This is a genomic window from Sanguibacter sp. A247, from assembly GCF_052324925.1.
Taxonomy (GTDB): Bacteria; Actinomycetota; Actinomycetes; order Actinomycetales; family Cellulomonadaceae; genus Flavimobilis.
Map to the genome: position 1 here is coordinate 1 of NZ_JBQPRE010000010.1, position 5,405 is coordinate 5,405.

The window sequence follows — 5,405 nt, forward strand, 5'->3', positions numbered from 1 at the left end:
TTGAACGGTTGCCTCCGAGCAGGACCCGCAAGGGAAGAGCGAGGATGCGCGTCTGTTCCTTGAGAACTCAACAGTGTGCTTGATAGTCAATGCCAAATAACTCTCGTACGAGAGGGAAGCCGGCTGCCACCTGGTAGACGTTCCTTCTCGTTGAGATTCCTTTGGAATGGACCGACAAGAGTCGGTCATTGCCAGTTTAATTGGACCTTCGGGTCCGCTTCGTATGGTTGTTAGTCCTTCGGGGCTGACGTTCATCATTTACGGAGAGTTTGATCCTGGCTCAGGACGAACGCTGGCGGCGTGCTTAACACATGCAAGTCGAACGGTGACGGTGGAGCTTGCTCCACCTGATCAGTGGCGAACGGGTGAGTAACACGTGAGTAACCTGCCCCTCACTTCGGGATAACCTCGGGAAATCGTGGCTAATACCGGATATGAGATCTAGCTGCATGGCTGGGTCTGGAAAGATTTATCGGTGGGGGATGGACTCGCGGCCTATCAGCTTGTTGGTGAGGTAACGGCTCACCAAGGCGACGACGGGTAGCCGGCCTGAGAGGGCGACCGGCCACACTGGGACTGAGATACGGCCCAGACTCCTACGGGAGGCAGCAGTGGGGAATATTGCACAATGGGCGAAAGCCTGATGCAGCGACGCCGCGTGAGGGATGAAGGCCTTCGGGTTGTAAACCTCTTTCAGTAGGGAAGAAGCGAAAGTGACGGTACCTGCAGAAGAAGCGCCGGCTAACTACGTGCCAGCAGCCGCGGTAATACGTAGGGCGCAAGCGTTGTCCGGAATTATTGGGCGTAAAGAGCTCGTAGGCGGTTTGTCGCGTCTGGTGTGAAAACCCAAGGCTCAACCTTGGGCTTGCATCGGGTACGGGCAGACTAGAGTGCGGTAGGGGTGACTGGAATTCCTGGTGTAGCGGTGGAATGCGCAGATATCAGGAGGAACACCGATGGCGAAGGCAGGTCACTGGGCCGCAACTGACGCTGAGGAGCGAAAGCATGGGTAGCGAACAGGATTAGATACCCTGGTAGTCCATGCCGTAAACGTTGGGCACTAGGTGTGGGGCTCATTCCACGAGTTCCGTGCCGCAGCAAACGCATTAAGTGCCCCGCCTGGGGAGTACGGCCGCAAGGCTAAAACTCAAAGGAATTGACGGGGGCCCGCACAAGCGGCGGAGCATGCGGATTAATTCGATGCAACGCGAAGAACCTTACCAAGGCTTGACATACACCGGAATCATGCAGAGATGTGTGCGTCTTCGGACTGGTGTACAGGTGGTGCATGGTTGTCGTCAGCTCGTGTCGTGAGATGTTGGGTTAAGTCCCGCAACGAGCGCAACCCTCGTCCTATGTTGCCAGCACTTCGGGTGGGGACTCATAGGAGACTGCCGGGGTCAACTCGGAGGAAGGTGGGGATGACGTCAAATCATCATGCCCCTTATGTCTTGGGCTTCACGCATGCTACAATGGCCGGTACAGAGGGCTGCGATACCGCGAGGTGGAGCGAATCCCAAAAAGCCGGTCTCAGTTCGGATTGGGGTCTGCAACTCGACCCCATGAAGTCGGAGTCGCTAGTAATCGCAGATCAGCAACGCTGCGGTGAATACGTTCCCGGGCCTTGTACACACCGCCCGTCAAGTCACGAAAGTCGGTAACACCCGAAGCCGGTGGCCCAACCCTTGGGAGGGAGCCGTCGAAGGTGGGATTGGCGATTGGGACTAAGTCGTAACAAGGTAGCCGTACCGGAAGGTGCGGCTGGATCACCTCCTTTCTAAGGAGCCACAACCCGCCCAGCGATGCTGGGGTCGGGTCAGTGCCACGCTCAGGCCGTACGTGCTTGAGGTGGACGCTCATGGGTGGAACATTGACTTTTGCCTCCCCGTAGCTGGGGTTGGTCGGGTAGTACCTCTCACCTTGTGTGGGGGAGGAAACCTGGCCGCGCCGGTGGGGATGGATCAAGCACGCTGTTGGGTCCTGAGGGAACAGGCCGGCCTCTTCATCGAAGGGGCCTGGACTCACCTCTCGGACCGGCACTGGCCGGCGAACCGCTGGCGAAGCTCTTCTTCTTGAGGGGTCTTCGCCTGCAGGCGCCTGGCATCAGGGTCGGGACCGGTGGTTGCTTGAGAACTGCACAGTGGACGCGAGCATCTTTGAACATCAAAGATCTAATCTTTGGTATCTGCAAATAGTTGTTGTTCAAGTTTCTAAGAGCACATGGTGGATGCCTTGGCACTAGGAGCCGATGAAGGACGTTGTAGCCTGCGATAAGCCTCGGGGAGTTGGCAAACGAACCGTGATCCGAGGATGTCCGAATGGGGAAACCCACCTGGAGTCATGTCCAGGTACCCTCACCTGAATATATAGGGTGAGTGGAGGGAACGCCGGGAAGTGAAACATCTCAGTACCGGCAGGAAGAGATATTCCGTGAGTAGTGGCGAGCGAAAGCGGATCAGGCCAAACCGTACGCGTGTCAAAGCCGGCAGGCGTTGCGCGTACGGGGTTGTGGGACCCAGCAGGACCAGCTGCCGCTGGTCCGGGGAGTCAGAAAGTTGCGTCATAGTCGAAGGATCTGGAGAGGTCCGGCACAGAGGGTGAGACCCCCGTAGACGAAATGGCGCAGCCTCCCGTTGGTGTTCCCAAGTAGCACGGGGCCCGAGAAATCCCGTGTGAATCCGTCGAGACCACTCGATAAGCCTAAATACTACCTAGTGACCGATAGCGGACTAGTACCGTGAGGGAAAGGTGAAAAGTACCCCGGGAGGGGAGTGAAATAGTACCTGAAACCGTGTGCTTACAAACCGTGGGAGCCTCCCTAGCAGGGGTGACCGCGTGCCTTTTGAAGAATGAGCCTGCGAGTTAGTGCTCAGTGGCGAGGTTAACCCGTGTGGGGAAGCCGTAGCGAAAGCGAGTCCGAATAGGGCGATCATAGTCGCTGGGTCTAGACCCGAAGCGGAGTGATCTACCCATGGCCAGGTTGAAGCGCGGGTAAGACCGCGTGGAGGACCGAACCCACCTAGGTTGAAAACTGGGGGGATGAGCTGTGGGTAGGGGTGAAAGGCCAATCAAACTCCGTGATAGCTGGTTCTCCCCGAAATGCATTTAGGTGCAGCGTCACGCGTTCCTTACCGGAGGTAGAGCTACTGGATGGCTAATGGGCCTCACCAGGTTACTGACGTCAGCCAAACTCCGAATGCCGGTAAGCCAGAGCGTGGCAGTGAGACTGCGGGGGATAAGCTCCGTAGTCGAGAGGGAAACAGCCCAGACCACCAACTAAGGCCCCTAAGCGTGTGCTAAGTGGGAAAGGATGTGGAGTTGCACAGACAACCAGGAGGTTGGCTTAGAAGCAGCCACCCTTGAAAGAGTGCGTAATAGCTCACTGGTCAAGTGATTCCGCGCCGACAATGTAGCGGGGCTCAAGTACACCGCCGAAGTTGTGGCATTCACATATGAGCTAGGCCTTCGTGGTCCAGGCGTGTGGATGGGTAGGGGAGCGTCGTGTGGGCATTGAAGCCGCGGGGGAACCCAGCGGTGGAGCCTACACGAGTGAGAATGCAGGCATGAGTAGCGAATGACGGGTGAGAATCCCGTCCGCCGAATGACCAAGGGTTCCAGGGCCAGGTTCATCCTCCCTGGGTTAGTCGGGACCTAAGGCGAGGCCGACAGGCGTAGTCGATGGACAACGGGTTGATATTCCCGTACCGGCTGAAAGCCGCCAAGAGCGAGCCCGGTGATGTTAAGCGCCCGAGCTTTCGCCATGTCTCCTTCGGGAGATCGGCGTAGGTGAGGCCGTGAACCAATCCGGTAGTAGTTCAGCGCGAGGGGTGACGCAGGAAGGTAGTCGAAGCACGGCGATGGTAGACCGTGTCTAAGGTTGTNCGCGGTGAGGCCGTGAACCAATCCGGTAGTAGTTCAGCGCGAGGGGTGACGCAGGAAGGTAGTCGAAGCACGGCGATGGTAGACCGTGTCTAAGGTTGTAGGGCGAACGGTAGGCAAATCCGCCGTTCATGTGCCTGAGAACTGATGGGGACCCGTAAGGGGAAGTCGATGATCCTATGCTGCCTAGAAAAACCTCGGCGCGAGGCTGATGCCGCCCGTACCCTAAACCGACTCAGGTGGTCAGGTAGAGAATACTAAGGCGACGAGAGAATCGTGGTTAAGGAACTCGGCAAAATGCCCCCGTAACTTCGGGAGAAGGGGGGCCTGAGGCGTGAACCTGCTTGCCAGGGGAGCGTTTGAGGGCCGCAGAGACCAGGGGGAAGCGACTGTTTACTAAAAACACAGGTCCGTGCGAAGTCGCAAGACGATGTATACGGACTGACGCCTGCCCGGTGCTGGAAGGTTAAGAGGACCGGTTAGCTCTTCGGAGCGAAGCTGAGAATTTAAGCCCCAGTAAACGGCGGTGGTAACTATAACCATCCTAAGGTAGCGAAATTCCTTGTCGGGTAAGTTCCGACCTGCACGAATGGCGTAACGACTTCCCCGCTGTCTCAACCGCGAACTCGGCGAAATTGCAGTACGAGTAAAGATGCTCGTTACGCGCAGCAGGACGGAAAGACCCCGGGACCTTTACTATAGCTTGGTATTGGTGTTCGGTGCGGCTTGTGTAGGATAGGTGGGAGACTGTGAAGCCGGCACGCCAGTGTCGGTGGAGTCATCGTTGAAATACCACTCTGGTCGCTCTGGATACCTAACCTCGGTCCGTGATCCGGATCAGGGACAGTGCCTGGTGGGTAGTTTAACTGGGGCGGTTGCCTCCTAAAATGTAACGGAGGCGCTCAAAGGTTCCCTCAGCCTGGTTGGCAATCAGGTGTCGAGTGCAAGTGCACAAGGGAGCTTGACTGTGAGACTGACAGGTCGAGCAGGGACGAAAGTCGGAACTAGTGATCCGGCGGTGGCTTGTGGAAGCGCCGTCGCTCAACGGATAAAAGGTACCCCGGGGATAACAGGCTGATCTTGCCCAAGAGTCCATATCGACGGCATGGTTTGGCACCTCGATGTCGGCTCGTCGCATCCTGGGGCTGGAGTAGGTCCCAAGGGTTGGGCTGTTCGCCCATTAAAGCGGTACGCGAGCTGGGTTTAGAACGTCGTGAGACAGTTCGGTCCCTATCCGCTGCGCGCGTTGGAAATTTGAGAAGACCTGTCCCTAGTACGAGAGGACCGGGACGGACTAACCTCTGGTGTGCCAGTTGTTCCGCCAGGAGCATGGCTGGTTGGCTACGTTGGGAAGGGATAACCGCTGAAAGCATCTAAGCGGGAAGCCTGCTTCAAGATGAGATTTCCATGCCCCTTGAGGGTGAGAGGCTCCCAGTAGACCACTGGGTCGATAGGCCGGATGTGGAAGCGAGGACGAAAGACTCGTGAAGCTGACCGGTACTAATAGCCAATGACTTGATACAACA

General features: G+C 57.2%; 2 rRNA genes. Both read left to right on the plus strand.

The annotated features are described in order from the left end of the window. Positions 1-257 precede the first annotated feature (257 nt). Positions 258-1,777: ribosomal RNA gene (locus ACTVCO_RS12180) — 16S ribosomal RNA — on the plus strand. 423 nt (positions 1,778-2,200) lie between these two features. Next, positions 2,201-5,402 (plus strand): 23S ribosomal RNA (locus ACTVCO_RS12185). Together the 16S and 23S rRNA genes form the textbook arrangement of a ribosomal RNA operon. Positions 5,403-5,405 lie beyond the last annotated feature (3 nt).